General features: G+C 35.6%; 30 protein-coding genes and 1 pseudogene. 18 read left to right on the plus strand and 13 right to left on the minus strand.

Translation table 11 applies throughout. The features are described from left to right. Positions 1-21: 21 nt before the first annotated feature. Positions 22-129: pseudogene (locus RCG21_RS08740) on the plus strand (VOC family protein); the annotation flags it as partial. 277 nt (positions 130-406) lie between these two features. Continuing rightward, positions 407-1,072 carry an HAD family hydrolase gene (locus RCG21_RS08745; RefSeq protein WP_133340297.1) on the plus strand — a complete coding sequence of 222 codons (666 nt, stop codon included), beginning with the start codon at positions 407-409 and terminating at the stop codon, positions 1,070-1,072. A gap of 259 nt (positions 1,073-1,331) precedes the next feature. Here the strand turns inward: RCG21_RS08745 and RCG21_RS08750 are convergent, their stop codons facing one another. After that, entirely contained in the window at positions 1,332-2,336 is a 1,005-nt protein-coding gene (locus tag RCG21_RS08750; protein ID WP_133340295.1) for a DUF3231 family protein, read from the minus strand. Positions 2,337-2,571: 235 nt separating this feature from the next. On the opposite strand from RCG21_RS08750, the gene RCG21_RS08755 reads away from it, so the two are divergent. Further along, the gene (locus tag RCG21_RS08755; RefSeq protein ID WP_133340293.1) at positions 2,572-3,120 is read left to right on the plus strand and encodes a GNAT family N-acetyltransferase; all 549 of its coding nucleotides are present in this window, start codon (positions 2,572-2,574) and stop codon (positions 3,118-3,120) included. A gap of 567 nt (positions 3,121-3,687) precedes the next feature. Here RCG21_RS08755 and RCG21_RS08760 read toward each other — a convergent pair. Next, complete coding sequence (locus tag RCG21_RS08760) at positions 3,688-3,879, minus strand: ferredoxin (RefSeq protein WP_133340291.1); 192 nt, start codon at positions 3,877-3,879, stop codon at positions 3,688-3,690. Positions 3,880-4,343: 464 nt separating this feature from the next. On the opposite strand from RCG21_RS08760, the gene RCG21_RS08765 reads away from it, so the two are divergent. Genes RCG21_RS08765 through RCG21_RS08775 form a run of 3 tightly spaced genes read left to right on the plus strand, consistent with a single transcriptional unit; the run spans position 4,344 to position 5,686 of the window. Then, positions 4,344-4,901: a TetR/AcrR family transcriptional regulator gene (locus RCG21_RS08765; protein WP_133340289.1), complete on the plus strand. Its 558-nt coding sequence runs from the start codon at positions 4,344-4,346 to the stop codon at positions 4,899-4,901. 21 nt (positions 4,902-4,922) lie between these two features. Further along, entirely contained in the window at positions 4,923-5,285 is a 363-nt protein-coding gene (locus RCG21_RS08770; protein WP_133340309.1) for a DMT family transporter, read from the plus strand. Next, positions 5,282-5,686: a DUF5360 family protein gene (locus RCG21_RS08775; RefSeq protein ID WP_133340287.1), complete on the plus strand. Its 405-nt coding sequence runs from the start codon at positions 5,282-5,284 to the stop codon at positions 5,684-5,686. Before RCG21_RS08770 ends, RCG21_RS08775 begins: the two co-directional genes overlap by 4 nt. A gap of 738 nt (positions 5,687-6,424) precedes the next feature. Here RCG21_RS08775 and RCG21_RS33505 read toward each other — a convergent pair. After that, entirely contained in the window at positions 6,425-6,586 is a 162-nt protein-coding gene (locus RCG21_RS33505) for an ATP-binding cassette domain-containing protein (RefSeq protein ID WP_372512609.1), read from the minus strand. A gap of 156 nt (positions 6,587-6,742) precedes the next feature. On the opposite strand from RCG21_RS33505, the gene RCG21_RS08785 reads away from it, so the two are divergent. Beyond that, positions 6,743-7,102, plus strand: a complete 360-nt coding sequence (locus RCG21_RS08785; RefSeq protein WP_133340285.1) for a winged helix-turn-helix transcriptional regulator — start codon at positions 6,743-6,745, stop codon at positions 7,100-7,102. A 77-nt stretch (positions 7,103-7,179) separates the two neighbouring features. Here RCG21_RS08785 and RCG21_RS08790 read toward each other — a convergent pair whose 3' ends face one another. Continuing rightward, positions 7,180-7,710: an NAD(P)H-dependent oxidoreductase gene (locus RCG21_RS08790; protein WP_133340283.1), complete on the minus strand. Its 531-nt coding sequence runs from the start codon at positions 7,708-7,710 to the stop codon at positions 7,180-7,182. A gap of 713 nt (positions 7,711-8,423) precedes the next feature. On the opposite strand from RCG21_RS08790, the gene ltrA reads away from it, so the two are divergent. Beyond that, positions 8,424-9,752 carry a group II intron reverse transcriptase/maturase gene (ltrA, locus tag RCG21_RS08795; RefSeq protein WP_308913083.1) on the plus strand — a complete coding sequence of 443 codons (1,329 nt, stop codon included), beginning with the start codon at positions 8,424-8,426 and terminating at the stop codon, positions 9,750-9,752. 290 nt (positions 9,753-10,042) lie between these two features. Here the strand turns inward: ltrA and RCG21_RS08800 are convergent, their stop codons facing one another. The 4 genes from RCG21_RS08800 to RCG21_RS08815 form a co-directional block, all read right to left on the minus strand. Next, positions 10,043-10,129, minus strand: coding sequence for a YjcZ family sporulation protein (locus RCG21_RS08800; RefSeq protein WP_133339518.1), 87 nt, complete (start codon positions 10,127-10,129; stop codon positions 10,043-10,045). 53 nt (positions 10,130-10,182) lie between these two features. Next, complete coding sequence (locus RCG21_RS08805) at positions 10,183-10,311, minus strand: YjcZ family sporulation protein (RefSeq protein ID WP_308913084.1); 129 nt, start codon at positions 10,309-10,311, stop codon at positions 10,183-10,185. Positions 10,312-10,636: 325 nt separating this feature from the next. Further along, positions 10,637-10,801 carry a YjcZ family sporulation protein gene (locus tag RCG21_RS33510; protein ID WP_133339514.1) on the minus strand — a complete coding sequence of 55 codons (165 nt, stop codon included), beginning with the start codon at positions 10,799-10,801 and terminating at the stop codon, positions 10,637-10,639. A gap of 36 nt (positions 10,802-10,837) precedes the next feature. Beyond that, entirely contained in the window at positions 10,838-10,948 is a 111-nt protein-coding gene (locus RCG21_RS08815) for a YjcZ family sporulation protein (RefSeq protein WP_133339512.1), read from the minus strand. A 490-nt stretch (positions 10,949-11,438) separates the two neighbouring features. Here RCG21_RS08815 and RCG21_RS08820 point away from each other — a divergent pair, with 490 nt between their 5' ends. Continuing rightward, a complete protein-coding gene (locus RCG21_RS08820) occupies positions 11,439-12,278 on the plus strand; it encodes a DUF2935 domain-containing protein (protein ID WP_133339510.1) in 840 nt (279 codons plus the stop codon). Positions 12,279-12,608: 330 nt separating this feature from the next. Further along, positions 12,609-12,947 (plus strand): YmaF family protein, encoded by a 339-nt coding sequence (locus tag RCG21_RS08825; protein WP_133339508.1) that lies wholly within the window; start codon positions 12,609-12,611, stop codon positions 12,945-12,947. 87 nt (positions 12,948-13,034) lie between these two features. Here RCG21_RS08825 and RCG21_RS08830 read toward each other — a convergent pair whose 3' ends face one another. After that, the gene (locus tag RCG21_RS08830) at positions 13,035-14,057 is read right to left on the minus strand and encodes a GMC oxidoreductase (protein WP_372512610.1); all 1,023 of its coding nucleotides are present in this window, start codon (positions 14,055-14,057) and stop codon (positions 13,035-13,037) included. Between the two features lie 275 nt (positions 14,058-14,332). Between RCG21_RS08830 and RCG21_RS08835 the strand changes: the two genes are divergently transcribed. Continuing rightward, entirely contained in the window at positions 14,333-14,797 is a 465-nt protein-coding gene (locus RCG21_RS08835) for a GNAT family N-acetyltransferase (RefSeq protein WP_133339506.1), read from the plus strand. 136 nt (positions 14,798-14,933) lie between these two features. Here the strand turns inward: RCG21_RS08835 and RCG21_RS08840 are convergent, their stop codons facing one another. Continuing rightward, the gene (locus RCG21_RS08840; RefSeq protein WP_133339504.1) at positions 14,934-15,116 is read right to left on the minus strand and encodes a hypothetical protein; all 183 of its coding nucleotides are present in this window, start codon (positions 15,114-15,116) and stop codon (positions 14,934-14,936) included. Between the two features lie 414 nt (positions 15,117-15,530). Between RCG21_RS08840 and RCG21_RS08845 the strand changes: the two genes are divergently transcribed. Further along, positions 15,531-16,160 carry a GNAT family N-acetyltransferase gene (locus RCG21_RS08845; protein WP_133339502.1) on the plus strand — a complete coding sequence of 210 codons (630 nt, stop codon included), beginning with the start codon at positions 15,531-15,533 and terminating at the stop codon, positions 16,158-16,160. Positions 16,161-16,496: 336 nt separating this feature from the next. Further along, positions 16,497-16,628 carry a hypothetical protein gene (locus RCG21_RS08850; RefSeq protein WP_268884142.1) on the plus strand — a complete coding sequence of 44 codons (132 nt, stop codon included), beginning with the start codon at positions 16,497-16,499 and terminating at the stop codon, positions 16,626-16,628. A gap of 717 nt (positions 16,629-17,345) precedes the next feature. Here RCG21_RS08850 and RCG21_RS08855 read toward each other — a convergent pair. Both RCG21_RS08855 and RCG21_RS08860 read right to left on the minus strand, forming a co-directional pair. Next, positions 17,346-18,542, minus strand: a complete 1,197-nt coding sequence (locus RCG21_RS08855; protein WP_235824939.1) for a hypothetical protein — start codon at positions 18,540-18,542, stop codon at positions 17,346-17,348. Positions 18,543-18,711: 169 nt separating this feature from the next. Further along, positions 18,712-19,215 (minus strand): antibiotic biosynthesis monooxygenase family protein, encoded by a 504-nt coding sequence (locus RCG21_RS08860; protein WP_133339500.1) that lies wholly within the window; start codon positions 19,213-19,215, stop codon positions 18,712-18,714. A 271-nt stretch (positions 19,216-19,486) separates the two neighbouring features. Between RCG21_RS08860 and hemE the strand changes: the two genes are divergently transcribed. The 5 genes from hemE to lplA all read left to right on the plus strand — a co-directional run bounded on the left by hemE (position 19,487) and on the right by lplA (position 24,869). Beyond that, on the plus strand, positions 19,487-20,533 hold the full coding sequence (gene hemE / locus RCG21_RS08865) for a uroporphyrinogen decarboxylase (protein ID WP_133339498.1): 1,047 nt from the start codon (positions 19,487-19,489) through the stop codon (positions 20,531-20,533). 90 nt (positions 20,534-20,623) lie between these two features. Continuing rightward, positions 20,624-21,556 carry a ferrochelatase gene (gene hemH, locus RCG21_RS08870; protein WP_133339496.1) on the plus strand — a complete coding sequence of 311 codons (933 nt, stop codon included), beginning with the start codon at positions 20,624-20,626 and terminating at the stop codon, positions 21,554-21,556. Positions 21,557-21,587: 31 nt separating this feature from the next. Beyond that, positions 21,588-23,027 (plus strand): protoporphyrinogen oxidase, encoded by a 1,440-nt coding sequence (hemY, locus tag RCG21_RS08875; RefSeq protein ID WP_308913085.1) that lies wholly within the window; start codon positions 21,588-21,590, stop codon positions 23,025-23,027. Between the two features lie 106 nt (positions 23,028-23,133). Continuing rightward, positions 23,134-23,868, plus strand: a complete 735-nt coding sequence (locus RCG21_RS08880; protein ID WP_308913086.1) for an MBL fold metallo-hydrolase — start codon at positions 23,134-23,136, stop codon at positions 23,866-23,868. Positions 23,869-23,879: 11 nt separating this feature from the next. Beyond that, the gene (lplA, locus tag RCG21_RS08885) at positions 23,880-24,869 is read left to right on the plus strand and encodes a lipoate--protein ligase (RefSeq protein WP_308913087.1); all 990 of its coding nucleotides are present in this window, start codon (positions 23,880-23,882) and stop codon (positions 24,867-24,869) included. 49 nt (positions 24,870-24,918) lie between these two features. Here lplA and RCG21_RS08890 read toward each other — a convergent pair whose 3' ends face one another. After that, on the minus strand, positions 24,919-26,481 hold the full coding sequence (locus RCG21_RS08890; protein WP_308913088.1) for a fatty acid--CoA ligase family protein: 1,563 nt from the start codon (positions 26,479-26,481) through the stop codon (positions 24,919-24,921). Positions 26,482-26,597: the final 116 nt, after the last annotated feature.

Raw genomic sequence — 26,597 nt, forward strand, 5'->3', positions numbered from 1 at the left:
AGCTTGGAATCATTATTGACAGACAGTTTAGTTCAACAATTGCTAATTAGCGATTATGGTTTCAGTAAGAAGTTTGGTTGGCTAGATGACCGATTCGGGGTTTCGTGGCAATTAAATCTCCCTTTGTGAATGTTTTAGGGGAAATTAATAAATAAAAAATCTACATTAGGTAATGGGGTATTACTTCACAAAACGGTAATACCTATTTTTATATTAAAACTTTATTATTTTTTACTTAGTAAAATATTGTACTTAAACAAACGGGTGCGTTTCTACTATAAGTGCAGACGAATTTTTCTTCTTGAAGTAAATGGAAGAATTGTCGAATGAGAATTTCAATTTTTTTGAAATTTATATGATAAAATTGATTTGGCATTAACTACAAGAAGGAGTTTATTTATTTAATATGGACAAATATAAAGTTATCTTGTTTGATTTAGACGGAACACTTTCAGACCCAAAAGTTGGAATTACTAAATCGGTTCAATATGCCTTACAAAAGATGGACATTAATGAACCAGATATTGACAAACTTGAATGTTTTATTGGTCCACCACTACAAGTCTCATTTGCTGAATATTATGATTTCGATGAGGGAAATACACAAAAAGCAATTGATTTTTATAGGAAAAGGTTTAAGGAAAAAGGAATGTTTGAAAATAAATTATATCCAAATATTCCATTACTCTTAAAATCTTTAAAAGACCAAGAATTCACTTTGGTTGTCGCAACTTCAAAACCTACAATTTATTCTGAACAAATTCTAAAGTATTTTAATATTGACCACTATTTTGAACTTGTGGTAGGAAGTAATCTTGATGGAACAAGAACATCAAAAACTGAAATTATTCAATACATACTAGATAAGTACAATGAACAAAAGCTAGATAACTTTATTATGGTTGGTGACAGAAAGCACGATATTATTGGGGCAAATAACACCGGTATTGATTCAATTGGAGTTACATATGGTTATGGTTCTTATGAAGAATTAAGTAATTCTAACCCTACCCATATTGTCAAAAGTGTTGACCAGTTAAAGGAATTATTAATGGGAAGTCTGGTAAAATAAAAAACTTGTTCTTCAACTGGGGCAAGAGTTAAAGATCAGCTGCCATTTTCGGCAGCTTTTCTTCTTGAAGTAAATGGCAGCATCCCTGTAATAAAGCTAAGTTTGTGAACAAATGTACTTAAACTATAGGGTGCTTGAGTTTAAGAGCGGAAGCTGTCATTGAGGCAGCTTTTTTTATTGCACTAACGGGGGCAGTTTAGTGGAAGAATAATCTTTCTAAAAATTAAAATACCCGACCGATTAGGAAGGGCATTTTTAGTTATTTTTCTTTTGCAATTTCTTTTCTATTGGGAGCAAGTGGTGGTTGTTCTAACCACTTGTTTTTCACCATAATATCAAACCAGTTTTTGGTGATTGCTAATGTTTTTAGAATTGCTTTTTCATAAACTACACCTAGGTCTGTTCGCATAGCTGCAGCTAGACCTGTCCCGTGATATACTTGTGCAGTTTGAGCCAAGAAACCCATATGATACAACATTAATTTATCTGAAAAAGGAGAGTCTTTTGACGTTGTAACCTCTGATTCCCACGACATTGGAACTGGCAAATTATCCTTGTGCATAATTTTTGAAAGTGCTTGTATGTTTTCATCTGCTGTTTTTTCTAATTCTTCAAAAAACTTTCTTACTTCTTTCGATTCAGCGACTTGACTGAATCCGATTGATAATGTTTTTGCCATAATGCTCTTTTTAATGTTAAGAGAAATACTGATTAATTCTGAAGCAGATAAAAGTCTCCCTTTTCCGAAGAATCCATCACTAAAATCTTTGGTAGCAATAAATTCAGGGCTCTCGTTAGGATAGAAATAGGGGTCTCTTTGGAATTTTCCTTTTTCAAGCAATAACTCAATGGTTAAATCGTACATACTTTTTGCATCATTATCACATGAGTTATAAAATTCCCGTAGGTCCTTTCTGACAGAAACACTTAAAGCAGTCGTATGACCCAACAAACCATGAATAGTCATAATATGTAAATAATTTAAGCAGAATGTGTCAGAAAACAATCTCTCTACACTTTTATTAAGGTCGGACTCAGTAAATCCAATTGGAACTGGAAATCCCTCTTTCTCAATGAAGAAAACAAGCTGCTTCTTTTGCTTTTCCCATGTCCCAATGGCAATTTCAAAAACCTTTTTTATTGATTCGTCTTCCAGAATAGAAATCATATACCTATTTACTATCTCCGTCATTGTTCCGTTTACATACTCCCCCCATAGTGTTCCTATTTCGGAAGATGTAAGTTTTAAATTACCATTTTCCACTTGCTCTCACCTCTTCCTTATTTTTTACTGATACAGAAATAGATATGCGTTTCTTTGGACTTAAACCTTTTAGATGATAATAGTTGAGCAGTTTCTTGTTGAACTACCGGGTGCTTACGTTAAAGATGGGATAGCTGCTGCAATACTGGTTTTAATTGTGCTAACGGACAGGATACTTAAAGAAGGATAATTGAAGTACGGTATTGAAGTGAATAGGAGTGAGGAGGAGTTTTGGGTGCTTAACGTAGAGATAAGAAGGCCAAGAATTGAGGACATAAAAGAGTTAAATTCATTTTTTAGAATAGTGATTACTGATACTTTTATTAAAGAAGGTTTAGGCGAGAAGTTGAATGATATTAATGATGAAGTCAAAGATAAGGAAAAATACTTAGAATGTGATTTTGAAAGCAATGGTGAGGAACGATATTTCTTGATTGCTTTAGATGATGATAAAATTATTGGTTCAATTGAATATGGCCCAGCAAGTGATCTCATATGTAATTGTACAAACAACACTTTCAAAGAGCTAATTGAGGTAGGTACTGTATTTGTTCGGCCGGATTACCAAAGAATGGGGGTAGTGAATTTGCTATTGAATACAATGTATTTTACTTTACAGAGTAAAGGCATAGAAGAATTTTGTTTAGATAGTGGATATATAAGTTCACAAAAAATCTGGAAAAAGAAATTTGGAGACCCTAATTATTTGTTAAAGGATTATTGGGAAAAAGAACACGATCATATGATTTGGAGGATCAAGATAAGCGATTTGGTATTGGGTTGAGAAGTAAGAAAATTAAGTGTTTCTTCAAAGAAGTGCATTACTTCAACCACGGGGTAATGCCATTTTCTTATTTCAACCGATTTGTGAGTTTGTGAAGGATTGCACTTAAAGTAACGGGTGCAAGAGTTGAAGATCCAGCTGCCATTTTAGGCAGCTTTTCTTTTTGTGCTAACGGGCAGGTCACACATTAAGAAGGATTATAATTGAATAAAGAACTTAACACAGAGGTGTTAAATGCTGTTTCTTAATTAAGGAGGTATAATATGGATTTCAAATGATTCAAGAAAAGGTTGGAAGGAAGCCATAAAAGAAATGTAGTCTTAGGGAATATCCAATGTTTTAAATTTCAGGGAATTAGTTTTTACCAACAAACAAAACAATATAAGATTGTGAGGGATTACACTTAAGCTAAAGGGGCTTGAGTTTATCACGGAGGTAGCTACGGCACCTCCTATTATTATTAAACAAACGTAAGCAGGAGTGGAAGAAAGGCAATAAAGATTCCTCACCCTTTATTACTGTTGTTTACAATTTTAGTCGTAAAAAGAGTTGGTTTTATGGATTAATTTACCAATCGAAACTTATTACACCTACAGGACATGTTTCAATTGCATCTTCAGCCATGTCCTCAAATTTATTATCTATATGATCTGTAGTTCTTGGTTTGGCATATCCTCCTTCATCCTTTGCAAAAACCTCTGGATAATAAATATAACATCGATGACAAGCAATACATTCTTCTGATACGTATACTTTCATTTTAATATTTCATCTCCAATATTTCAGTTAGCTCCCTGTTATAGGATTATATTATAATGCTAATAGGGGGTAAGTCCGAGATAAGTCCAAAAACGGTCATGTGTTGTAAATAAATGTAAATAAGGAGATAATCTATCTCTAATGATGATAAAAGCGCAGAAAAAGTAGCGAGCAATGTCGCTTCATAGCCCAGCTAATATTTTTTGCTGTATATATATAGCATGGATTTCTAAGTAATTTAAAACTAGTTTCTAGTTCAACAAGCTGCATATCTAGAATAATATTTAGCAATGATTCCCCCCATTCGGGCGCAATTCTGCAGTAAGAATTGTGCTTTTCTTTATTTAAAGGGCCAAATACTTGAATAACGCATTATGAAAATAGTGGAAATTTGGAAAGTTAATATTATATAATAATGGTACCAAAAAAAATATTTAGGTACCATTAGTTAGGAGGGTAGAGGGATGAAAGAGCGAATCATAAACGAAACCATTCATCAAATCCATCAAAAAGGATTTACATTTACCATTAGTGATTTGGCAAAACAATTAGCTGTCAGTAAACGAACAATTTATGAACATTTTTCCTCAAAAGATGAGCTCATTACAGAAGTAATAAATAGACTTATTTCTCAAATTAAAGAGAAAGAAAAACAAATTGCAGAAAATGAAGAGTTAGATTTATTAGAAAAGATTAAACAGATTCTTATCTGTATTCCAACAGAATTTGAATTAATGGACATTCGCTTATTGTCTGATTTAAAAAGATATCACTATAATCAGTGGGTAAAGTTAGATCAATTTTTAAAAGAAGAGTGGTCGAGAGTTCTTCTAATTATGGAAAAAGGTATCGAAGACGGCTACATCAAACCTATCTACCTCCCATTATTTATAGAGTTATATTTAGGTGCCATTAATCAAATCTATGATCCAAAATTTCTTTTAAAACACCAATTCACTATCGGAGAAATGCTTCAATCAATTATAGAAATCCTTTTGTATGGTATTTTAAACAAAAAATAAGAAATGGAGGGGAAAATGCTTATGTATTGGATATTTCTATGTTTGGCAATCTTCTTTGAAGTAGCAGGTACCACTACTATGAAGCTGTCAAACGGATTATCAAAAATAATTCCAAGTGCTTTAATGATTGTTTTTTATATTAGCAGTCTTAGTTTTCTAACATTAGCTTTAAAAAACATAGAGATTTCAATTGCTTATGCGGTCTGGTCAGGGATGGGAATTGTTGTGATTACACTTATCGGTTTTTTGTATTTTGGAGAAAGTTTGAGTATTGTCAAGATTATTTCAATCTTATTAATTATTATCGGAGTAGTTACTTTAAACTTTACTGGAAAAGTTCAGGAATCATCCAACATACAAACAAAAGTGGAACAAAGCAAATGAAGATGTTAAAGTATTTTTTTATTATTACTGATGTTGGGTTTCTGATTTATTGGTTGATAACACTTGTTCATGTAATCCCTAAGCAGTATTTATTCAAAGATTACAATCATCCAATTCTTGTTGCATGGAACTGGTCATTTTTACCTCTAGATTTGCTTATTTCCATTACGGGATTTTTAAGCCTTTATTTTTTCTCCAAGCAAAACATGCTTTGGTGTAGTTTTGCACTAATATCATTAGTACTAACCTTTTGCTCTGGTTTGCAAGCAATTGTCTTTTGGATCATACGATTAGATTTTGACTGGACGTGGTGGCTCTTCAATTTATACTTGATTATTTACCCTTGTGTCTTCTTGAGATCAATATTAAAACGATTAAATAGGGAATTAAGATCACCGTAAATTTGAAAAACAGTATAGTAAAGAATAGGACCCGATGGAAATTTTTCTTATTGTACTAATAACTTTAGTAAAATAATTGAGAGGTCATCTTTACGGATTTTTTTATATTTTCCAATATTCCACAATCGGGTGCTTTAATTGAATAAAAGAAGAGCATATATTATATATGACTAATATGTGCTCTTCTTTATTTTTAAGGATTTTTATAATTTAGGTCTTGATAAATTTTAATTCAACATTGCTGACTAAAAATCTATCTTTTTTATGGGTGGTCCAAAAAATAACGAATTCTTTCCATACTCCATTATGGATATCGTAAGATATGGGAAAAAAAGTAAGCCTATGACCCATTTTTACACGTATCTCGGCTGAACCCTTTTATGGGGTAGCGTCAGGAATCGCGTATTTACAACGTTAAGGAAATTTCAATACTAGAAAGCCCAATTTCTCTGTATTAATAATGGAGAAATTGGACTTTTTTTCATTACGATTGTTGAGGATCAACTACTGTTTTTATATGAAATACTACTACTTGTTCGAAGAACTAATTTATTTTAATTCATTTTTATAATCCAAGCTTACGGTTACAATAATATTTTATAGAACTTTATTACATCGTTAAAAATAAATTGACTTCACTTCATCTGTTAAATGACTTAGTTTTCCGTCAGCAATGAAATACACCTCATCGCAAAGCTCTTCAATATCTTCAAAATGATGACTGGTTAATAAAATGGTTCAATCAGCAGCTTGAAGTGATCTTATAATTTCCTTGATATCATTATACGTTTTATAATCTAAAGCATTAAATGGCTCATCGAGAATTAGAACGTCTTGATTTTCGATGATGGCCTGAGCAATTCCAAGTTTTTGCTTCATACCGAGCGAATAATCCTTCACCTTATAAGCACCCTATAGTAGAATAAGCATTTAATTATTGCTTTTCTTTTCATTATAGCGATTTAGTTTACATCCTTTGCAAAAAGATTGCGTAATAATTTATTATAACTATAAAGGATGCCTATTCATATATTTACCTAAAGGAGAGTGTAACTTGTGTGTAAAACCTGTGTTCCGACTGGAATTGAACTAAAAGACACTGGATTTGGATATACGTTGTCTTTAATAGGCGGTAAATATAAAATGATCATTTTATATTGGCTGGTTGAAAATAAGGTTATAAGGCATAATGAGTTAAAGCGAAGTATTGGTACCGTTTCCTTTAAAACACTAAGTATTATGTTAAAAGAGTTAGAGAAAGATGGTCTTATCATACGCAAGGATTACCCTCAAATACCCCCAAAAGTAGAATACTCATTATCTGAGCGTGGTCGCTCCCTTATTCCCTTGTTAGATATGATGTGTGAGTGGGGAGAGAGGAACCGTTTGCCAGATTTAGAGAATGTACATCGGTAGGTATAGCTATTTAATTAAAAAGAAGTATTTCCTAAGCGATAATACTTCTTTGTTATAACTTTAATAAAGCTTTCCTATTACAGGTTGTCAACAAAATTCAAATAATCCATAGCGCTTTTTTCCAATTTGCTTGTACCCGGCTCAGTTTCTTTTCCATAAAACGCAAAGAACGGACGATAATCTGCATTGCAATACAGGAATGTCATTTCAAATGGAACTAATAGTTGTTCAAGTGTATACCGATATCTTCCGTTTTCACCATAATCTTCCTTTTTAATTTCTGCAGATACACTTAAAGCAACTCTACGATTCTTTAATTTATCTCCTCCATTTGAGCCATAAGCCCATCCATAAGCTAAAACATCGTCAAACCATTTTTTAAGGAGAGGCGGACAATTAAACCAATATATAGGGAACTGCAAAACAAGATTACCATGAGATTCAATCAGTTTTTGTTCTTTTTCCACGTCTATGTTTCCTTCCGGGTAAACCTTAGACAATTCGTGAACAGTATACTTTTCCGGATATTTTTTTAGTTCTTCTACCCATCGCTTATTAATGACGGAAGTTTCTATGCTAGGATGTGTTACGATAACAAGAGTTTTCATAAATTTTGCCTCCTTAAATATTAATTATATATTGATAATAAAGTAAACACTGCAAATATGTAAGTATGCACTTTTAGTACAGGTACTTACATAAAGGTAAGTGTAAATCAGTCATTAAAATAAAAATTATTCTTATTTTATGAACAGAAATTGCATTGATATAAACAGGTTTGTGAAAAATTGTACTTAAACTAACGGGTGCTTGTGCGGCCGAGCATAGGTCGTATCATATAACGGGTGGGATTCCCGTCGAGTAAGAACTAGCCATTCGCTCGTAGCGAGTCTTGGAGGGCTAAAGGTAACTTTAGTCTTTAAGCGTAGACAGTTAGGTAGCGGGCCGAAAGCCAAATGGTTGAAGGGATTGAGCTCCATAATGTTAGTAAATTGAGAGGGCTGATGCCTTAAGCACAGCAGAAAGCTACATTTTATCTTTCGTTAAAGGCAAGAAAGATAAAACCTCTCTGGAGTCAGAGACCTTGGCACGTTATACATTGATATGATACGGCAACTCGGGAGACCCTACCGGTCTTTTCTTTTTTTAGAAGAGTATGGTGTACAAGCGATAACAAGCAAGGAAACCAAATGCCGATGTAGGGAGTCGGATAGCAGCGTAGTACCAATGAAGTTGGGTAATGCCGACGGAGGAAAGGCTAGCTACCAGTTATCACCCTTACTAGAGACACATTTACTACACGCAGAGGTAGGGATAATAAATGGAAACAAAACTACTAAGGATAGCAGAATTAGCAAAATCAAGTCCTAAAATGAAATTTACATCTCTTGCACATTTACTAAATGAGCAATCAATATTTCAATGTCACCAGGAGCTACCTAACAAGAAGGCAACTGGAGTTAATAGTACAACTAAAGAGCAATACAGTGAAAATCTAAAAGAAAACATAGAGAATTTAGTAAATAGGCTTAAAAGCAAAAGTTATCGTCCTGTTCCAGTAAGGAGAATGTATATTCCAAAGCTCAATTCAAACAAGAAAAGACCATTGGGGATTCCGGAACATGAAGATAAGATTGTTCAAAGAGGCATAACGAAAATACTAAATACCATCTATGAAAATGATTTTCTAGACTGTTCATTTGGATTCCGTCCAAATCGTAACTGCCACGATGCTTTGAAAATACTTAACCACTATATTGAAAAGAGAACAGTAAATTATGTAGTAGATGTAGATATTAAAGGATTCTTTGACAACGTTGACCACACATGGATGATGGATTTCTTAAAACTGCGAATCGCTGACCCTAACCTACTAAGAATCATTGGTAGATTCCTTAAAGGTGGATACATGGAAGAAGGTAAGAAATATAAAACAGACAAAGGCACACCGCAAGGTGGAGTAATATCTCCGATATTAGCCAATGTATACCTCCATTATGTCCTTGACCTATGGTTTGAGAAAAGGGTTAGGAAACAGTGCATGGGACAAGCCTACATAGTGAGATATGCAGACGATTTTGTTTGTTGTTTTCAATATAAATGTGAAGCCGAGCAATTCTTCCGTTCATTAAAGTTGAGATTAAAGAAATTTAATCTAGAAATAGCTGAGGATAAAACCAAAATCATACCCTTCGGGCGGTTTGCGGAGCAAAATGCAAATCAACAGGGAAGAAGTAAACCTGCAACTTTTGATTTCCTTGGATTTACACACTATTGCGGTAGGAGTAAACAAGGGAAATTTCGAGTAAAACGGAGAACAAGCAGGAAGAAAGTCCAAGCTAAACTAAAAGAAATTAAAGAATGGTTGAAAATTAACAGAAATAAAGACATTCATATGATTATGGATAGATTTAAACGCTCACTAGTAGGTTATTACAACTACTATTGCATCACAGATAATACCCAAAGTGTAAACAAATTCAGAGACAAAATCGGATACCTACTGTTTAAATGGCTCAATAGAAGAAGTCAAAGGAAATCATTTACTTGGGATAAATTCACACTCTTTCTTAATAAATATCCATTACCATACGCAAGAGTTAAGGTTAATATATACGACTTAAGAAAAGAAATTAGCTATATTTTGTAAATGATGACTAGGAGGAGCCGTGTGCGTTAATAGCGCAAGCACGGTTCTGTGAGGGGGAGGAGTACAATCTACCGCAAGGTAGAAAGGCTCCCTTCTACTCGACTACTTTAAGAAGACATACAAAAAAGACCTCTAAAGGTCTTTTTAATTGGGTCATTCTTTAACTGAGCCAAGAAAAAAAATAGCCCATCTAGGATCTTTATAGGGATCCACCAACAAAACGCTCAAAAATTTACGATAATCGAAAAGGCCCGATAAAGGGCCTTCTTCCTGCTCCATCCATCTTATTATTAGTAGAACACAAATGCTGTACCAACGATGATTAGAAGGATGAACAATACTACGATTAACGCAAAACTATTTCTTACTCCGTCCATTTATTACACCCCCAGCCTTAATGATTCATTCCGCTAGAACGTGTATTGGTTTATTAAACAATAAAAGAAGTACCAACAATAATTAAAAGAACGAACAATACTACGATTAAAACGAAAGTGCTACCTCCGTAAAAGCCACCCCCGTAGCCAAAACCGCAGCCTCCGAAGCCGTATCCAAACATACTTATCACCACCTGTTAGAATGTCTAAAATAAAACTTTCACTATGTATCATATTTTAAAAGACAAGAATCGCTTGGACAAACATCATATTGAGAAGGAAAAATATACGATTTGCCTATAAATGCAAAGAAACGTCTGCTTTATAGGCAGACGTTCTTTATATCCGAGAAGGTAATGTAATATGTCTGGCTCGCTGGTGGTAATCATAATATATGTACAAGATATTGAAATGTAATGGACAAGGGCTGATTTTTTTGTATTTATTAAACAGATTACACAAAAAGAAAAAAGTCTTTTTTTATAAGACTTTTTTCGAGAATTTAAATTAGTAAAAACAAGCTGCTCCAACGATAATTAACAGGATGAACAATACTACAATTAAAACGAATGGATTGCCTCCGCAAAAGCCACCACCGTAGCCAAATCCAGGGCAACCACCACCACCGTAGCCACCGAATCCACCGCAGCCACCGAAACCGTAACCATCCATATTAAATCCTCCTTTCAATAAGGAATAGGTTATTTTTTAAACAAAACCACAACCACCAACAAAGGCAGTTCCTACAATAATTAAAAGGATGAACAATACAACGATTAACGCAAAGCCACCACCTGCGAAAGCTACACCATCAGACATATACAGAACCTCCTTTCACCTGTTACTTATAAAATATGTAATAACACCAAAAAGGGGGTGGGCGCTTAACCAAGCCCTGCCCATAAAGTCATATTTGGCATATGTTATATAGACCGAATTCGCCTGCTGCACCTCAGGTGTGTTCCGCCTCCTTTCTTGAAGAAGAAAAGTTTGGGATTTTCTTCTTCTTACATAAATTACATTTTATTTAATAAATCATAAGCTTTGAGTACTTCCGTTGTTCCACTAACGAGTGCAAAAGTTGAGAATCAGAGCTACATTTTGACTTATTGAGCTAACATTACAGTTTAGTTCCATAAGATTAATGTGGGAACCAAAGTTTTTAACGATAGTATTTAGGCAGAACAAAGATAAAGTCCTCTTTATTTCATAATTTTCAAAGTAAAACGGAACTTTTGCTTTAAGGCATATTCAATTGACTATTTAAATATGAATAGAGCAAAAGGAGTATTTTCAGGGAGGTTATAGAATGCACGGGGATGATATATCTTTGCATGCTGATACTGGTGTTACATCTACATTGTTTGTTGAGCGCTCTATAAATGAAATTCGTTTTTGGGCTAGGATTATGAAAGAACATTCTTTATTTCTTCGATTGGGTTTTAGAGCAGAAGATACTCAATTAATTCAAGAGGCTAATCAATTTTATCGCTTATTTGAACAAATCGAACAAACTGCACATTCCTTTAATAATCAAACAGACCCCGAACAAATAAGAAGGTTTAATTCAGAAGTACAGCAAGCTGCAACTAATATTTTCGTATTTAAACGGAAAGTATTAGGACTAATTCTCACATGCAAATTGCCAGGGGCAAATAATTTCCCACTATTAGTTGACCATATAAGTAGGGAAGCTAATTATTTTAGAAAACGATTAATTGAATTAAACGAAGGAAAATTACAATCGCTTCCAGATGCCATTATTAAAGAAAATGTCTTCTTCTTAAGGATTATGGCAGATCACGCCAAATTTATTGGGCATCTCCTTGATCCGTCCGAAAGGAAACTTGTTGATGTAGCACGGAATTTCAGCAATGATTTTGATCAATTGCTGTATCAAGCAAAGGACTTAGAATCTATGAAACCACAATCTCAAACAGTGCCTCTTTTAGATCAATTCCTTGATCAAAATCGGGTGTCGGTCGCATCTCTTAGGGACTTCAAGAAAACAGCCCGTGATTTAATTGAACAATGTAAAATAAAGAGTATTATTCATCCTCTATTAGCAGATCATGTTTTTCGGGAAGCCGATAGGTTCCTTGAGATCATTGATATGTTTGACGCGCATCTTACAGGTGGTACCCGATAATCTAGATCAAAAGTTAAAGGATGTACATGTTGGGTTAATAAAGGATTGGTGCTTGAATTAAAAATCGAGTTGCGGTGGCAGCTCTTTTTTTATTATAGTTACAAGATTGTGAAGAATTGTACTGAAAGTAACGGGTGGGCAATGGAAAAAGGTATTTTTTTACTTATTTAATGGACATATTTTAATAATTTAACAAATATCATGTGTAATAAAGTTGGGGGAATCATATAAAAACATCTTTATCATGAGGTTAAAGGTCTCTGAGTTGGATAATCCGTGATTAATAACATTAAAAATCCATTATAGGAGGAAATATAAGGGGTGGAGGCAGTGGCAAAGGTAGGAAAAGATGATTTTGTAAATGGGTTTGTTCCGCACCACAATCATGGTTCAGTTGATTATACTTCAGTGGAGGCAGACCATGTTCATCAGTGTTTAGATGTTACATCTCCTCCAATTCAAACGCAGGATGGCAACCATATTCATTATACTGAGGGATATGTTGTCTTTGAAAACGGGCATACTCATCATTATAAGGCATATTCAGGTCCAGCTATTCCTGTTGGAAATGGAATGCATGTCCATTACTATGATTTTCACACAACAGAAGACGATGGACATCGACACCATATTAAGGGTGTTGACCAACCAGCTCCTGGTAATAAATAGAATGTCAAATAAAAAATACACAAACCAACCTATCGATTGACAGGTTGGTTATTTAATTTTCGTTTCACCAAGAACTTTTGCCCAATCTTAACGATCGCCTTCCTGTATTAAATGTTTCGCTATCGTATATCCAATTAGGAATGCAGCGGCAGATGTGTTGCCATCAACAGTAAAGGGGATTATCTTTGCATCCGCAACAATTAAATTATTGAACCCATGTACTCTCCCAAAAGAATCAACTACACCACCCAAATTTAATGGTGCCATCCGTAATGAGCTTTGTTGATGGTGATTATGCCCAAAGTTTTCTTTAATGAAGTCTTCAAGTTGTTCGTCATCATTAATTATTTCAATTGTTGGACTTACCAGTTGGTATGTTGAATCAATTTTTGAAAGGCTTTCTGCGATATGTTTAATATAAGTTCGATAAATGACTTTGACGCTTTCCAAATCAGATTCGTTATCAAGGAATCCTTCATCTGCAAGAACAATTTTTGGGGGATCGTTATTTTGTATTTTGATAGACCCTCGACTTTTAGGTTGTAAAAATAAAATGGCAATATTTAAATTCCCTTCAGATACAATGCCAATCAGTTGGACAGCACGGCGTTGATTCTTTTTTCCAGAAAGAGGATTTGGTAAAAAGGCCCCTCCTGTGTATAGTGCAAACGGGTCTTTTTCAAGCTCAGGAAGATCCTTTTGATTCATTGTAAATGTAGCTGTGTTTAACGTATGATTCGTTAAATATTTTCCTACATTTGGATTATCAAAAATTACTTTAATTCCTGCCTGTTTTAGGTCTTGTGATGGTCCAATTCCAGATAACATTAGAAGCTGAGCACTGTTTATGCCTGCTGATATAATAACCTTTTTTCGGGCAAAGGCTTGAATCCTTTTGCCCTCTTTAAGGAGTTCAACTCCATTAGCCGTTTTCCCCCTAAATAAAATACGAAGAGCTGTTGTTTTGTATAATACCCTTAGTTTACGCCCATTTACCCCAATTCCATTAGGAGTCATAATATCTGAAGATAAAAATGCGGTGGAAGAACCCATTAGGTTTTTGATATAATTGCCAGCGGTTAAAAGGTCAAATGGGAGTTCTAGGGTCATTATAATCAAGAATTTTAGGTAAATCAGTTGCTTGTTCCATGGCTGAAACCAATTTTTTCGTAACGGTAGGGGGGGTTTTTGGAGTTTGTCTTATATCTATACGACCATTAAATCCATGAATTTCTGGACTGCGATTCTTCCATAACGAAGGGTCGCTTTTTCTTATTCAAGTAACGGGGCAGGTTAGCTTAAGCGGATTTTGGACTTTTTTACTGAATATTTTATTATAGGCATTTTAGTTTATATGAAGGAAATTAATAAAAGAGGAGTAAGAAATGAATTTTCGTATAATAGACATTGAGAAAGACAAGGATTTACTTATTAAGTTTAGGAAGGACACTTATATCCACAGTTTTGGTACAGATGAAGGTTTTGATGAAATAGGATATATAAACCGAATGGAAGAAAGGGTTAATAAATGCCCTAGTGGTCAGTTAATTGTTGAAGAAGATAATACTCCAATAGGACAAATAGGACTTGGTATCGTTGATTATTGTGGAACACAGATTGGATATATAAATCTAATTTATTTGTTATCTGATTATCGTGGAAAAGGACTTGGAAAAGATTTAATTACGAATGCAGAAAACTTTTTCAGGGATATGAATGTTTCTGAGTACCATTTACGGGTATCCTCAACCAACCAAAGGGCAATTCAATTATATACTAATTCGGGAATGGTCAAATTAAGGGAAGAGAATAAAGGACAGCCCGTATTAAGAATGAAAAAAATTTTGTAATCTAATAAATTACCATTGGCATTACTTCATCGTAGAGTAATGCTTTTTTGGTAACATTATGAAGAATTGTACTTACACTAACGGGTGCAAGAGTTAAAGATGGGGGACGGCTTAGGCGATTACTTTCGTAATTTTATTAAAGTAAGGAATCACTATTCAAGAGTGAAAAAGGAAGATTGCGATTTTCCACTAATAAAGTTCCTAATCGTTTAATTTCTCCATATATTTGCTCACGAATATTATTATCCTCACACCTATAATATTCTTCAAATAGCCGACCAAGTTCCTCAATGATGGTAAGGTATTCAAACCAATTCACTATTCCAACACCTCTTAAATAAGTGCAATAAAGTTTAAATTCAAATAATATTAAACTGAAATTGGTTTTAGTTCAATGAGAAAATTAGGGAGACTTTACAGAACTTTCTGCTTATGAAAATACTCATATATTTGAAGCTTTAAAACAGGCAATGGAATTAAAAGATAAAAAAATCAGAATAAATAAAGGCAGAGAAAATAATTGAAAAACACTCCAATTTGGAGTGTTTTTTTCATCATTTATTTCATATCGATTAGTAAATATGACAAGGGAGGGCTATATACGTCAGACTATGCTTTTTTGTCTATTGGATATATTATTCAGTTCTTTGGGTTCATTTTATGACGAAGGGGTGATTTATTTAGTTGGTTCCGTCCTTATATTGTTCAAAGTAAAATCCATAGGGGGAAGTATATGAATAGAAAAACACATTTTTTTTGGAGTGAAATGTACTATCAACCTAAACTTACCTACATTTTAAAAAATTTGTGCCCATCTTTGTTTGATGAACTGGGTAAGAAACTTGAAATTATCTTAGGTTATCCAATTGAGGTGTATGTAAATAATAGCGATAAGGAGAGGTGGACAATTTCTTTTAATGGACATGGTATAGGTTCTTCCATTCGGCTTATCCTCTATGTATATGATCCAAGCGTAGAAACATTTGGGGCTGCGGATATAGAAATTATTAATCCAACAGTGGAAATTGTTGATTTTGTAATGCATCCAAAAAGAAAAGGTTTAGGTACAAAAGTTATTAACCAATTAATTGATTTTATAGAAGATAAGAATTGGGGATTTGAGATAATGATATTGAAGGCACAGGATCTAAAAGCAGCATCATTTTGGAGTAAAGTTGGATTTACAGAAGCAGATCTTTACCCTTCGTATACTCCAAGTATGACCCGACCTTTCATTAAAAAAATAAGTGAACCTAAGATGTCAATTAAAATAAGTTATCAAAATTCATTTAGGGGAGAAAAGGTAATAATAAGTCAATACGATTTGAAGACAAATAACAAATCTTCCCTAATTAATCTTTAACAAATGAAAAAACTATCGAAGAAATATGCATATATTAAAAAGATACAACTAAAAATTTGTTTCTTAATGAAATGATTATTAGAAAAATCCTATTGGTTGGGTATTTAGAATAGGTATCATACAAAAAAGCCTTTAATTACAAGTGAATGCTTGTATCAAAAGGTTTTTTTTTATTCCACCATACATGACAACCCATATATATAAATTGATTATTGAGCTTTTTTTAATGTATTTAGGATAGTCACTTTTTTTAAAACGAAAATTATCTTAACTGTTCATCGGAATGGGACAATCTCGTATATTCATAGATTTATAGATAAAGAGGAGGGGGGAATAATGAAACTACAAAAAGAAATAAAGCATGTTCGAATTTCCTTTTCAGATAAATCTATTTCTAAAGAAGAATTTTATAACTTCTTAGCACGTTTACTGATAAAAAATGAAGAATATAAAACCAAAGCCACTTAGGTCGTAAGCGTTTTGGGTTCCATTTTCGGGAGTAAAAGTATAAAATGACACATAAAATTGCGTGTGAAATTGAAACACGCAATTTTATGTGCAAAGGGAATATTTCAATTTTAAAGGTAATGTTTTTTCCGTTTCATTAATGGCTAAAGGGTCCTACCTTGAAGGAAATTATCCAAAGAATAGAAACTTTATATTTTTTTGTATTCAATGTGTACAAGCTATTTTTTAGGATAATTAATAGTAAAGTTACCATTGTAAATTTTTATGGTGGTTTTTATTATAGTAATGTTATGAAGCTATTAAAAACTAGCCAATAAATTATTTGGACAAGTAGTAAAGTACGGCAAAGGGATAGGAACTGCTATTATTGAGGTTTTAGCAGTACGGCAAAGGGATAGTTGAGGGATATTGCATTTCAATCCCCTCCATGTTTTTTTCATAAATTGATTTTAACAGGGAAATTTTAACTTGCATCTTATCAACATAGTAGAAAACACAGGAAATAAGAAGCTTTTATTGGAATTTAAATAGGGAAAATGCTTATTAATTGCATATCAATTGAAAACTTTTTCAGACAGGATAGTAACTAAAGAGGAATTTCAAGAATTTTAGCATGACTATTAATTAAATATGAAGAAAATAAAACACTCGGTGCGGAATTAAACCCTGAGTGTTTTTATTTTGTAGATTAATGGACATGTCCCAAATTCAATAGCCTCAAAAAGCAAATGAATGGGCAACAGACCCAGCAAGGGAAATTCCTGAGAATCCTGAACCATCCAATCCCGTGATTGCACCCACGGTTGTCAAGGTAACAGCGCCAACAGCTTTACTTAACGGCACGATATTGGCTAATGCTATACCAAGATCATTGACAATACCCTGCGAGCCTTTTGGTAAAAAGTCTCCGATGATTTTGGTAAATCCAGCGTCGCCCAAATAGAAGAAAGCTGCGATGGGGATTACCGGTCCAAACACCTTAAAGCCAAACTGAAATCCTTCTATTAAATATTGTGTTGTTTGTTCCAAACCCTTTCCCTTATGACCTGTCATTGTGATTAATAGCAAGATAAGGATGGAGGTACCGCCAATTAAAGCGGTTGCATCACCGCCCTGCAATTTAAGGAGTGACATAGCTGCCACGTCAGCTGCAAAAAGAAGGGGAACTAAGATGGCAAAAAAGCGTTTTTGGGCAGTGGATAAAAGGGTTGGTTTTTCAGAGGTTTCCGTATTAGATTCATCTACAACGGAAGAGTTGAGTGTAAGTGTGCCTCGTTTCATATCCCTTTTAATAAAGTATAAAGCCGTTAAGGTTGTTACAAGCCCCATGACAAATACTAAGGGAATACTTGCATCAATTACATCTTGAATGGGGAGTCCGGCGGCATCAGAGGTTAATTTCGGTGCAGCTTGAATAACAAAGTCTCCTGATAGAGCAATCCCATGACCAAACAGGTTCATTGCCATCGCTACGGCAAGCGCTGGAAGTCCGGCCCGAATCGCAACAGGAAGGAGTACAGCGCCTAATAAAGCGACAGCCGGAGAAGGCCAGAAAAACCATGAAATAATCATCATCAAAATACCAATAGTCCAATAAGCAAGAGTAGGGTTTCGGATTAATTTTGTAAAAGGGGATATCATAACATCGTTAATTCCGGTGTCTGTTAAGGTCTTACTCATTCCAACTATTATCGAAATAACTAAAATAGTAGATAAAAGCTCTGTTATGGCATAAGCAAAACTGTTAAAAATACTGCTAACAGAAGCACTTAATGATCCAGTGGCCGTAATCGCAATTAAGAAAATCCCAGCGATACAGACAAGTGTGGTATCTCTTCTCATCACCATAAAACCAATGATCAAAGCAATAAAGACAACATATATCCAATGGAGAGCTGTGAGCTCTACTAGCATAGTACTAACCTCCTTTCATTCACCCAAAGGCGAATAGGTCATTCGCCCTTAGATGTATTACAGAATATGAAAAAACACCAAAGTGGTGAGAGGAGGCGTAAGAAAAATTTTAGGGATTAAGCTTTTTAACAAAAGAAATGGAACGGAGACGTGCTCCATTCCAATGTTCCTATTTTGGGATTGAATATTGACTAATATATGGTTCACTATCAAATATATGTGGAAGGGTATCGATTCCATTTTCCCCTGCCGCTTCTCCTTCTTGCGTGGAAATGGATAAGGTATTCTGCCAGCTATGAAAGGACATTTCGTTTTCCCAAACAGTTAAAATTGCGTATGTATTGGAGTCTTTCGGTCGAAGGGCACGAATCGCGATAAATCCTTGTTCGTTTTCAATCGATTGCGCTTTTTTCTTAAAATAATGCTCAAATAATGGGCGTCCTTCATCCGTTACCGGATAATTGCTTAGGATGACCATGCTCCCATTTTGAATATTCCCCGCTGATTCAAATACCTCATAAATTCTCGGTTCCTGAAAAACAGTTTTTCCATTTGTTTCATGCAGTAATAAGGCGCCATTTCCACCTGTCATCGTAATCATGGTTTCACTGGGATACTTTTTTTCAATACTTTTTAAAAAATCATATGTGCCAACTGTCATATAAATGTTCATTTACATCACTCCAGCTTAAGTTTCATTACGGATTAGTTTATACTAAAATCATTTTTTGCATGCTTACATATTTCTACTACCCCTGAAACCACTTGTGAAACGTAAAAACGACTATTTTTTGACACTTATACTAGTTATCTATACACCAATAGGAATAATGGATATAGTGAAGAGTGTAATCATTACAAGACTGCACTGCAGTGAAGTTTTATTTTACTTCTATATATATTACAATGGAAAACAGACATGTTTTGAAAGGGGATTTTCGTAAATGTCAAAAGTAATCAACGAGACATTTTTAAAAGCTGCAAGAGGAGAGAAGACGGATTATGTTCCAGTTTGGTATATGAGACAAGCCGGACGCTCACAGCCTGAGTATAGAGAAATTAAAGAGAAATATTCCTTATTTGAGATTACCCATCAACCGGAGCTATGTGCTTATGTGACTCGCCTTCCTGTTGAGAATTATAATGTGGATGCCGCGATCCTTTATAAAGACATTATGACGCCGCTGCCAGCATTAGGAGTGGACGTTGAGATTAAAGGCGGAATTGGTCCAGTCATCTCAAATCCCATTCAATCCTTAGCGGATGTGGAAAAACTAGGGGAAATCTCTCCGGAGGACGATGTTCCCTATGTACTAGAAACCATTAAACTATTAACACAGGAACAGTTGAGTGTTCCATTAATTGGCTTTTCTGGTGCGCCATTTACACTCGCCAGTTATATGATTGAAGGGGGTCCTTCAAAAAACTATAACAAAACCAAAGCCTTCATGTATGCAGAACCAAAGGCTTGGTTTGCCTTAATGGAAAAGCTTGGCGATATGATTGTTACATACGTAAAAGCTCAAATCAATGCAGGGGCAAGAGCGATTCAGATTTTTGACTCATGGGTTGGAGCCCTCAATGTTGAAGATTATCGAACTTTTATAAAGCCAATTATGAACCGAATTTTCGCCTCCCTTAAGGAAGAAAATGTGCCGCTTATTATGTTTGGTGTGGGCGCAAGTCATCTAGCATTGGAATGGAATGACCTTCCGCTCGATGTAGTTGGATTGGATTGGCGTATGCCGATTCAGCAGGCGAGAGAATTAGGGATTCATAAAACGGTTCAAGGGAATTTAGACCCTGCCATTTTGCTCGCTCCTTGGGAGGTTATTGAAGAAAGAGCAAAAGCCATTTTAGACCAAGGTATGGCACAAGATGGATATATTTTTAATCTGGGACATGGAGTCTTCCCTTCTGTTAGCCCAGATACATTGAAAAGACTAACTGCATTCATCCATGATTATTCTGCATCGAAGTTAAGTCGGTAATTACCAATGAAGTGTTAAAATTGATAAGATGATTAATTTTTTGGACAATATAGTGAGTTGTCAATAGAGACTTAAAAAGAGGTGCAAAACATGACAAAAAGAAAAATGGGCCTGCTTGTAATGGCATACGGTACCCCATATCAAATAGAAGATCTTGAACGCTATTATACACATATTCGTCATGGACGGAGGCCGACAGATGAAATGCTCGAAGACCTTCGTAATCGTTATGAAGCAATTGGCGGTATTTCCCCGCTTGCAAAAATTACGCTCGAACAGGCAGAAAAACTTGAAGAGCATTTAAATAAAATCCAGGATAAAGTGGAATTTAAAATGTATCTTGGATTAAAGCATATTGAACCATTTATTGAAGATGCTGTTAAACAAATGCATGAAGATGGAATAGAAGAAGCTATTAGTATTGTACTTGCTCCTCATTTTTCAACTTTTAGTGTTAAATCCTATAATGGGAGAGCAGTTGAAGAAGCGGAAAAATTAGGCGGACCGAAGATTACTTCGATTGAAAGCTGGTATCAAGAACCTAAATTCATTGATTATTGGGCAGAGAAGCTTAAGGGGATTTATCAACATATGCCAGAGGATGAAAAGGAGAATGCTGTTCTAATTGTGTCAGCCCATAGCCTGCCGGAAAAAATCCTCCAATTTAAAGACCCATATCCTAAACAGCTTCAAGAAACAGCAGATTTAATTGCTTCGCAAGCAGGCATTGACAAATATGAAATTGGCTGGCAGAGTGCGGGGAACACTCCAGAACCATGGTTAGGCCCCGATGTTCAAGATTTAACAAGAGATTTATTCAAAGAACATCACTATAAGGCATTTGTTTATGCACCTGTCGGGTTTGTTTGTGATCATCTTGAAGTTCTTTATGATAATGATATTGAATGTAAAAGAGTTACAGATGAGGTGGGGGCAACATACTATCGCCCGGAAATGCCGAATGCCAAAGAAGAATTTATTGATTGCTTAGCTGGGGTAATTTTAAAAACGTTAACGGATTGAAGGGAATTCAAGTAGGAAGAAGGTGACATCCGTGGCGGAAAAACAAAAGGTTGCCATCATTGGGGGTGGAATTGCCGGGCTCGCGGCAGCCTTCTATCTTCAAAAAACAATAAGAGAAAATCAAATGCCAATCGAGGTCATGTTAATTGAAGCTTCCCACCGTCTCGGAGGAAAAATGCAAACCGTTATGAGGGACGGCTTCACGATTGAAAGGGGCCCGGATTCCTTTTTGGCACGGAAAACGAGCATTATCCGCCTGGCAAAGGAAGTGGGCATGGATCATCAATTGGTTCCAAATTCAACCGGTAAATCATATGTCATGGTCAATGAGGAACTGCATTCTATGCCAGGCGGATCCATCATGGGAATTCCAACTGAGATTGGTCCGTTTATTACGACGAAATTATTTTCTCTTCCCGGTAAAATTAGAGCTGCTGCCGATTTTATTTTGCCAAAATCCCCAAGTGGACAGGACCAATCATTGGGTGATTTTTTTCGAAGAAGATTGGGTAATGAAGTAGTGGAGAATTTAATTGAGCCACTCTTATCAGGAATCTATGCGGGTGATATTGATCATTTAAGTTTGATGTCAACCTTCCCGCAATTTTATGAGGTCGAGCAGAAGTATCGAAGCTTGATTATCGGGATGAAAAAATCTGCCCCAGCCCAGCCGAAAAAACCGGTCAACACTCAAAAGGGAAAGGGCGGCTTTTTGACCTTTAAATCCGGACTTCAGTCGTTCGGTGAAGCCATCGAAGCGAAATTGGACCCTCATTCGATTTTAAAAGGGCATCGTGTGGATACAATCACGAAGGTAAATAAAGGATATGAAATCTTTTTGAACAATGGAGAAACATTGGAAGCTGATTGTATCATTGCAGCAACACCTCATAAGGTGACACAGTCCATGTTTTCGCACTATAAATTTTTTCACCCGTTTAAATCGGTTCCATCAACATCAGTCGCAACGGTTGCCTTAGCTTTTCCAAAAGAAGCAATTAAAAGGGATATTGACGGGACAGGGTTTGTAGTTTCGCGAAATAGTGATTATTCGATTACTGCCTGTACGTGGACACATAAAAAATGGGAGCATTCCGCTCCTAAAGGAAAAGTTTTGCTCCGGTGTTATGTGGGAAGAGCGGGGGATGAGACCATTGTTGAACTCTCAGACGATCAAATCATTAAGTTTGTTCTAGATGATTTGAACAAAACAATGGATATTTCAATGGAACCTGATTTTGCCGTTGTTTCTCGCTGGAAAAATGCTATGCCGCAATATACGGTAGGTCATAAACAAAGGCTTGAAACCATTAAGAAACATATAAAAGAAGAATTACCTGGAGTATTCTTGGCTGGAGCTTCCTATGAAGGTGTAGGTGTCCCCGATTGTATTGACCAAGGGGAAGCCGCTGTTAAGGCTGTTTTTGAATATTTACAAGAAAAGACACAAAAAGAAGCTGTTCAGCCATAACAGCTTCTTTTTTAACAAATGGTTGTGTAAAAGGACAATATTGATTTTTGACAACGTTGATTGGAGCGGAAATCAACAATTAGTTAAAATAAGAGGGGGTAATTCCATGGAACTTACAGTTATTGGACATTGGGGCGGATATCCGAAAAAGAATGCGGCAAGCTCTGGTTACTTACTTGAGCATGAAGGCTTTCATCTTTTAATTGACTGTGGCAGCGGTGTTTTATCCAAGCTGCAAAATAAACTAGAGCCGGAAGAACTGGATGCGGTGTTGATTTCCCACTACCACCCGGATCATATTGCCGACATTGGTGTACTTCAGCATGCAAGATTGATCCAGGGGTTTTTAGGAAAAGAAATCCCCACCCTGCCTATTTATGGACATCATTTCGATCAACATGAATTTTCCAAATTAACCTATAAGGAAATTACCAAGGGAATTGCCTATGATCCCAATGAGGTTCTTACAGTGGGACCTTTTCAGGTGTCCTTTTTAAAGACCAGTCATCCTGTTCCGTGCTATGCGATGCGGATTGAAGCAAACGGTAAGGTTGTGGTCTATACTGCGGATAGTTCTTTTAAGGAAGAGTTTATTCCGTTTAGTAAAGAGGCCGATCTATTGTTATGTGAATGCAATTTCTATGGAAATCAAAAAGGCAAGTCTTCAGGTCATATGACAAGTATAGAGGCGGGGAAATTCGCGAAAGAGGCTGCCGTGAAACAATTAATTCTTACTCACCTTCCGCATTACGGAAATTTAAGTGATTTAGTTCACGAGGCTTCTGCTGAATTTACTGGTATAATAAGGCTTGCTGAAGAATTTCAAACGATTTTACTCTAGGAGGAAGGCATATGTTATTTATTGATAATAAAGGGATAACAGACCCGCAAATGAACCTTGCAATCGAAGAGTATGCCCTTAAAAATCTTGATATCAATGAAACCTATTTATTATTTTACATAAATCAGCCATCCATCATTATTGGAAAAAACCAAAACACGATTGAGGAAATTAATACAGAGTATGTAGAAAAGAATGGGATCATTGTCGTTCGAAGATTGTCCGGCGGGGGAGCCGTCTATCATGATCTCGGTAATTTAAATTTTAGCTTTATTACAAAGGACGATGGCGAAAGTTTTCATAACTTCCGAAAATTCACCGAACCGGTAGTCGAGGCGCTTAAAAAGCTTGGAGTAAATGCGGAACTAAGCGGCCGAAATGACCTCCTTGCAGAAGGCAGAAAAATTTCCGGTAATGCTCAATTTTCAACACGAGGGAGAATGTTTAGCCACGGAACGCTTTTATTTAATTCAGAAATGGATAATGTTGTTTCAGCATTAAAGGTTAAGAAGGAAAAAATTGAGTCGAAGGGTATTAAGTCCATCCGCAGCCGGGTAGCGAATATCTCTGATTATCTTACTGATAAGATTAGTATTGAGGAGTTTCGTTCGCTGCTTCTAAATTATATTTTTGGTGGGGAAGAGAAGATTAACGAATACGTCCTTACCGATGAGGATTGGGAGAAAATTCACCAGCTGTCCAAGGAACGCTATCAAAACTGGGAGTGGAATTACGGAAAATCTCCGAAATTTAATTTGCAAAATTCTCATCGATTCCCTGTTGGCTCAATTGATGTTTGTTTAGAGGTAAATAAAGGGATGATTGAGAATTGTAAAATCTATGGGGACTTTTTCGGTGTCGGAGATGTAAGTGAAATTGAAGACAAACTAAAGAATATTCGTTATGAAAAATCAGAAATTGAAAAGGTGCTTGCTGATGTAGATGTCGCCCATTATTTTGGGAATGTAACGAAAGAGGAATTTATTCAGCTAGTCTATTGATCCATTTCACTAAAAAGGCAGGCTGAAAACCTGCCTTTTTATATCAAGTTTATTGATTGACCTTTTGTTTTATTTGGGATTTTAGCGCCCTTCTTAATATTTTACCGGTAGTATTCTTCGGAAGTTCGTCCAAAAACTCAACCGACGATGGAATTTTATATTTTGCGAGATGCTCTTTACAGTATTCAAGAAGTTGATTTTCTGTTAGATTTGGGTTTTTACTAACCACATAGCTTTTGACAGCCTCGCCCTGATTTGGATCCGGAACACCAAGCACGGCGACCTCAACAATATCCGGATGGTTGTAAAAAACCTCCTCAACTTCACGAGGGTAAACGTTATATCCCCCGACAATAATTAAATCCTTTTTTCGGTCTACGATATAAAAATAGCCTTCTTCATCTGTCCGCGCTAAATCACCCGTATAAAGCCAGCCATTTCGAATCGATGCGTGAGTTTCTTCTGGCATTTTATAATAGCCCTTCATTACATTTGGACCTTGGACAATCAGTTCTCCTACTTCACCGGCAGGAGCCTTTTCACCAAGTTCATTGACTATTTTATTTTGCACATTCAGGATGGATGTTCCAATCGATCCGGGCTTTCGCGGACGGTCGAGCGGGTTGAAACATGTGACAGGCGACGCCTCTGATAAACCATATCCTTCTGAGACTATTACATTAAATTTCTTTTCGAAATTTTTAAGAAGCGCGACTGGCATGGAAGCTCCCCCGGAAATACATAATCGGAAGGTTTGGAGATCCTCAGGATTTCCTTCATGATATTGGAATAGAAAATTATACATGGTTGGAACACCGGCAAAAACAGTCGCTTTATATTCTTTGGTAAGACGGAAGACTTCCTTTGGGCTGAATTTTGGAACAATCAGCATGGTTGCCCCGCTTAATAATGGAGCATTTAAAGCCACTGTTAAACAGAATACATGGAACATTGGCAATGCTGTAATGACGCGGTCATTATTATTCATCTTTAAATAATCACCGACATCCTTTGCATTGCTGTACAAATTCTTATGGGTCAACATCGCCCCTTTTGGTTTTCCGGTTGTCCCCGAGGTGTAGAGAATCAAGGCAACCTCATCATCATCAAGTTTGGGATCTTGAAAGCTTACGTCACCGGAGGCTACTACACTTGTAAACGATTTCATTTTTGAAAATACTGGGAGGTTTTCTAAATTTGTTTGTTCAAAGTCACTTAATCCTGTTTCACAAAATACATAATGCTCAACCTTTGGGAGATGCGTGTGCATTTCCTCTGCTAAAGGTATTGCCAAGTCTAGTGCAATCACTGTTTTCACATCACCATTGGTTAGAATATAGCCAATTTCGTCTGCCGTATAAATAGGATTAATGGGGATGACCGTTGCGCCTAGTCGTAATGCACCGTATAAGCTAATGACAAAATGCGGTGAGTTCCCAAGCAATAGGGCAATATGATCACCTTTTTTAACCCCTAATTTTTCAAGACCTGATGCAAACCTTGTAATCGCTCCATCCAGTTCGGCATATGTAGTGACCTTGTCTAAAAAATAATAGGCAGGTTTGTTGGCCGAAGCTTTTGCAGTTTCATGAAGCTGTGACGATAAATTCATTTAGTTCCCTCCTTTTATGAATGAATACTCATTCATTTAATTCTTTTAATTTTCTAAATATATTATATTGCTAGAAATTTAAGTATTCAAGTAGAAAGTAAAAAAATTAAACTGGG

The organism is Bacillus salipaludis, from assembly GCF_030938565.1.
Taxonomy (GTDB): Bacteria; Bacillota; Bacilli; order Bacillales; family Cytobacillaceae; genus Neobacillus; species Neobacillus salipaludis_A.

Coding starts and splice junctions, on each gene's coding strand:
- RCG21_RS08765 (WP_133340289.1), top strand. CDS start 4,344: ATGAAAGAGCGAATCATAAACGAAACCATTCATCAAATCCATCAAAAA.
- RCG21_RS08820 (WP_133339510.1), top strand. CDS start 11,439: ATGCACGGGGATGATATATCTTTGCATGCTGATACTGGTGTTACATCT.
- ltrA (WP_308913083.1), top strand. CDS start 8,424: ATGGAAACAAAACTACTAAGGATAGCAGAATTAGCAAAATCAAGTCCT.
- RCG21_RS08850 (WP_268884142.1), top strand. CDS start 16,497: ATGAAACTACAAAAAGAAATAAAGCATGTTCGAATTTCCTTTTCAGAT.
- hemE (WP_133339498.1), top strand. CDS start 19,487: ATGTCAAAAGTAATCAACGAGACATTTTTAAAAGCTGCAAGAGGAGAG.
- RCG21_RS08770 (WP_133340309.1), top strand. CDS start 4,923: ATGTATTGGATATTTCTATGTTTGGCAATCTTCTTTGAAGTAGCAGGT.
- RCG21_RS08845 (WP_133339502.1), top strand. CDS start 15,531: ATGAATAGAAAAACACATTTTTTTTGGAGTGAAATGTACTATCAACCT.
- hemH (WP_133339496.1), top strand. CDS start 20,624: ATGACAAAAAGAAAAATGGGCCTGCTTGTAATGGCATACGGTACCCCA.
- RCG21_RS08815 (WP_133339512.1), bottom strand. CDS start 10,948: ATGTCTGATGGTGTAGCTTTCGCAGGTGGTGGCTTTGCGTTAATCGTT.
- RCG21_RS08835 (WP_133339506.1), top strand. CDS start 14,333: ATGAATTTTCGTATAATAGACATTGAGAAAGACAAGGATTTACTTATT.
- lplA (WP_308913087.1), top strand. CDS start 23,880: ATGTTATTTATTGATAATAAAGGGATAACAGACCCGCAAATGAACCTT.
- RCG21_RS08805 (WP_308913084.1), bottom strand. CDS start 10,311: ATGTTTGGATACGGCTTCGGAGGCTGCGGTTTTGGCTACGGGGGTGGC.
- RCG21_RS08800 (WP_133339518.1), bottom strand. CDS start 10,129: ATGGACGGAGTAAGAAATAGTTTTGCGTTAATCGTAGTATTGTTCATC.
- RCG21_RS08855 (WP_235824939.1), bottom strand. CDS start 18,542: ATGCTAGTAGAGCTCACAGCTCTCCATTGGATATATGTTGTCTTTATT.
- RCG21_RS08790 (WP_133340283.1), bottom strand. CDS start 7,710: ATGAAAACTCTTGTTATCGTAACACATCCTAGCATAGAAACTTCCGTC.
- RCG21_RS08860 (WP_133339500.1), bottom strand. CDS start 19,215: ATGAACATTTATATGACAGTTGGCACATATGATTTTTTAAAAAGTATT.
- RCG21_RS08745 (WP_133340297.1), top strand. CDS start 407: ATGGACAAATATAAAGTTATCTTGTTTGATTTAGACGGAACACTTTCA.
- RCG21_RS08880 (WP_308913086.1), top strand. CDS start 23,134: ATGGAACTTACAGTTATTGGACATTGGGGCGGATATCCGAAAAAGAAT.
- RCG21_RS08890 (WP_308913088.1), bottom strand. CDS start 26,481: ATGAATTTATCGTCACAGCTTCATGAAACTGCAAAAGCTTCGGCCAAC.
- RCG21_RS08830 (WP_372512610.1), bottom strand. CDS start 14,057: ATGACCCTAGAACTCCCATTTGACCTTTTAACCGCTGGCAATTATATC.
- RCG21_RS08760 (WP_133340291.1), bottom strand. CDS start 3,879: ATGAAAGTATACGTATCAGAAGAATGTATTGCTTGTCATCGATGTTAT.
- RCG21_RS33510 (WP_133339514.1), bottom strand. CDS start 10,801: ATGGATGGTTACGGTTTCGGTGGCTGCGGTGGATTCGGTGGCTACGGT.
- RCG21_RS08775 (WP_133340287.1), top strand. CDS start 5,282: ATGAAGATGTTAAAGTATTTTTTTATTATTACTGATGTTGGGTTTCTG.